This is a genomic window from Klebsiella sp. OBRC7, from assembly GCF_000293135.1.
GTDB lineage: Bacteria > Pseudomonadota > Gammaproteobacteria > Enterobacterales > Enterobacteriaceae > Klebsiella > Klebsiella michiganensis.
Genome location: NZ_ALNJ01000060.1, coordinates 1 through 754, shown reverse-complemented (window position 1 = coordinate 754; position 754 = coordinate 1). Strand labels below are relative to the sequence as shown.

Annotated in this window: 1 protein-coding gene; it reads right to left on the bottom strand. The window is 48.5% G+C overall.

Features of this window, described 5'->3' with window-relative positions; all coding sequences use genetic code 11:
• Window positions 1-228: 228 nt before the first annotated feature.
• Window positions 229-754, bottom strand: a 526-nt coding sequence (locus tag HMPREF1144_RS12470; protein WP_042927635.1) for a formylglycine-generating enzyme family protein, incomplete at its 5' end; no start/stop codon positions are given.

The following is a 754-nucleotide window of genomic DNA, read 5'->3' as shown; positions in this document are numbered from 1 at the left end:
ACTAAAGGACCAAAGTCCCCCATGAGAAACTCTCCACCCTGAACGGGCACCATGTTCGCGATGGACTTATCTGCAAGGATTTTCGCGGCCTGGGTATTGGCTGCGGCACTACCCTGATCGCAACCGGTCAGAAAACACACTCCCGCCGCGATAGTTATTAGCTTCTTATTCATCTCATTCCTTAAGGATTACGCCATCATAGTGCTTTCATGAGACTTGATGAAAGCGCTACTTATTCATCACACAACGGAATACGTATAAAGGACTCACCCCATACTTTTCATAGTTGTCGCGCCCCCCGAATTTAGGCACTGGTTGAGATGATTGTCTGAACATCGTCAGTGCATATTGCCTGTCACCACCAACATATCCGCGCAATACTTTCCGGGTGCCTTTCTCTGGACCCTGAGGGTCATTCACTTGGGAGTGAGAATAATAGTCAGATGCGTACCAGTCATTCACCCATTCAGAACCACTTAAGCCCATGTCGTAGAGCCCCAACGGGTTTGGGGGGTATTTGCCTATGGGGTAGATGGGAAATCCGTAACCATCTGTGTATTCATCCAGTTGATTTTCACTGGGTATATTCTTACCTTCCTCAAACTTACCATTGTTGGTTGCAAAGGGGAGATATTGTCCTCTGGACCTCGCGGCATATTCCCACTGTGCTTCGGTCGGCAGGTCGATCTTTTTACCTGACACCTTACCCAACCACTGGCAGTAATCCTTAGCCTGTTGCCAGGTTACGCCAACA